Below are 2,612 nucleotides of genomic sequence, written 5' to 3'. Positions count from 1 at the left end.
AAGCACTGTATACCCAGCCAGTATTGATGTGTTCGCCGTCGTCTAAATCGGACCTCTCCGAGGCCTGCCTCGGCGAGTGCAACGCCCGCAACACCGGGAAAATTGGAGCGCAGTGGAAATTTTATCCGTGTGATTGCGCTTGTTATGTATTTTGATTACTAGACAATTTCACTTCCAATTTTGTATTAATATCGGACACCTTACACTGCATCGCAATATCACTAATATCACCAATGTTTAATATCAGCGGATCATGACCTGCAATGCCTGTATCAAAAGAGAATCTATATTCCCTTTGGTGCTTGTATTCATCTCGCTTTCTAAAAATAGATTCAACTTCTGAGAAAGAGCCATTGAAGATAGCAGGGTCGTAATACTCAACCAAGCCAGCATTAAGCCCATAATTATTGGAACTTACTGCGGCGTTAACTCGCTCAATAAATTTAGTTACATTGGTGACTATGACGGCGTATTCTCCAAGTTTCTTACAGTCGTCAGGAATAGAGATTTGTTCCTTAAAGTCTTCTATCGTTTCCTCAGAAATCGCGTCAAACTCACCACTATGAGCTGCGTAAATACAAAAAACATTTAGGTGATCATGCCAGTTCATCTGAGTCATTACTGGACCAGCGAGATCGGTAATAACTCTGCCATTGATTTCTAGCCGTATTTGATCTGGTTGATGCCAGCCAACCACACCTTCGTGTTTATCACCACGATTAGCTGATTCGTCTTCTTCATGTTTTCTAAAAAATGAAAGCCTATTTGAGAATAACTTTCCTTTTATGAAATCCTCAGCATATTCTTGCTTGTCAAATACTTTCACGAAGAAAAATATAGTTCTACTCACCGTAGTTCCTTATGATGCATAACGCCAATATTCAGCGGCGGCCTTTACGTAGCGAAGCGTAGAAAAGGCCGTCCGGTGGAGGCCCATTAGGGCCGGAACGCACTGGAATGAATGGTTAGGCGAGAGACCATGCACCTAGTTGTGGAGCTCTCTGTAGGATTTCATATTGCTTTCATAAAGCATGTGGATAGTAGTAAAGCTTGGGTAGTAGCTATCGGTTAATTTCTTAAGCACTCTGTCACTAACCGGGTCACTGGGTATTGAGCACAACAGATCATATTTTTCCATGCCGCTATCCAAAAGCATTTTTTGGGTTGTGAAAGAATCCGGGTACGTTGATTCCAAACTAGATAGCAAATCAGAACGCGCCTGCGATTTAGAAACTTTACAAGCTGGATTTTCCGCATAAGCGTTTCCTAAAAAAAACAACAAAAATATTGATCCAATCAATCGTTTCATAGCTTGCACCTTTCCATCCTTGTTATCACTGAAATTGATACCGAACCTAAACGCCTAACTTCGACTTAAGTGGCGGCACGTAGTGCCGTCCAACTTTAAGTTTTTGTTAGAGTTTCAGCCGCCAAACCCAATTAAAACACCACCGCCAGACATAGAGTTTCCTGAAAAAGTTGTGCCGCCAACAGACAGACTTGCAGTAGTACCCACTAAATTAAGCCCAATTGGTCGTAAATCTAGCTGGCTTACAACAGCTTTATCTTGCGATTCAGCACGAACTATTAAGATCTTATTTTTTTGGATTGTTACTTCAATGCTCCCATTCTGCTCGAGAATTTCAACAGCAGGATGCTTTGATACCGAGGCTTCTATAATGGATACAAATTCGTTAGTTTGAGGATTACTGATAGCTTGCAGCCAAATTTGAGGTTTTTCACCTTTACCTATCACAAGTGGAAGCACTTCACCAACAGCGACAATATGACCACCGCCAAGCATAGTGTTACTACAAATAACTAAAGTGTTGTATGGAATATAACTGGATGGCAAATTATTTCTCGTAATCATTGATTGTCATCCTTAAGTAGTTGTCTCTTCTTTGGTGAGTTATCAAAATGGTCTTTTAGTTTTTTCATTATTTTCTTTCTGTCATTAGGCAGAAGTAGACCTATCATGTATAAAACAATAGAGATTATTAATCCTGTAGCTAATGCAAGCCACTCACCTTTATAAATAACTACACTAAATAGCCGCTCCTAATAGTGCTCCATCGACAAGGAAGCACACGCTGACACGCCGTAAACCCATCCATGGGGGCTCCACCGCGCCATCCCTGGCGCGGAGGGTCAGCTTAGCGCTACATCAGTCGATGTCGTGAGTGATCTACTATTCGGAACAGCTATTTAGGATCAGTCTGAGCTGATATATATTTACCAAGCAAAGTTAATCCAATACCTATTGATGTCAAAAGAATGGAATTAGCCCAATCAAAAGTAATTGGCTTTCCATTTTTTAGATGTTCATAGTCTCGACCTGTTAATGGATAGTCCGCTTGCCAAGTACCAATACTTGTACCACTCAGCAGATCAGCCACTTGCACGGTCTGAAGTATTACTTGGTTGCTTATATTTTCATTCATGTATCAATTCCATGATTGAACTCTAACGTTTAGATAACCGGCGCCTATAGGGGCCTTAAAATGCCAGCATATTCGCTGGCGCCAGGTTGATCTACCTTGTTGCATCGCTGCTATGGCGCTTTATGGCCAGTTTCTAACATTCCGTTTGCATCGCTCTGGCCCTCAGTC

General features: G+C 41.5%; 4 protein-coding genes. All 4 read right to left on the bottom strand.

The features are described 5' to 3' along the window. Positions 1-142: 142 nt before the first annotated feature. Positions 143-850, bottom strand: a complete 708-nt coding sequence (locus tag ACYVG7_RS06870; RefSeq protein WP_460882469.1) for a hypothetical protein — start codon at positions 848-850, stop codon at positions 143-145. Positions 851-985: 135 nt separating this feature from the next. Further along, the gene (locus tag ACYVG7_RS06865) at positions 986-1,309 is read right to left on the bottom strand and encodes a hypothetical protein (RefSeq protein WP_460882468.1); all 324 of its coding nucleotides are present in this window, start codon (positions 1,307-1,309) and stop codon (positions 986-988) included. 114 nt (positions 1,310-1,423) lie between these two features. After that, on the bottom strand, positions 1,424-1,873 hold the full coding sequence (locus ACYVG7_RS06860) for a hypothetical protein (protein WP_460882467.1): 450 nt from the start codon (positions 1,871-1,873) through the stop codon (positions 1,424-1,426). Positions 1,874-2,204: 331 nt separating this feature from the next. Beyond that, the gene (locus tag ACYVG7_RS06855; RefSeq protein WP_460882466.1) at positions 2,205-2,444 is read right to left on the bottom strand and encodes a hypothetical protein; all 240 of its coding nucleotides are present in this window, start codon (positions 2,442-2,444) and stop codon (positions 2,205-2,207) included. Positions 2,445-2,612: the final 168 nt, after the last annotated feature.

It is taken from the genome of Pseudaeromonas pectinilytica (assembly GCF_054780855.1).
Note: the sequence above shows the minus strand (reverse complement) of the source record. Positions and strands in the feature narration are given on the sequence as shown.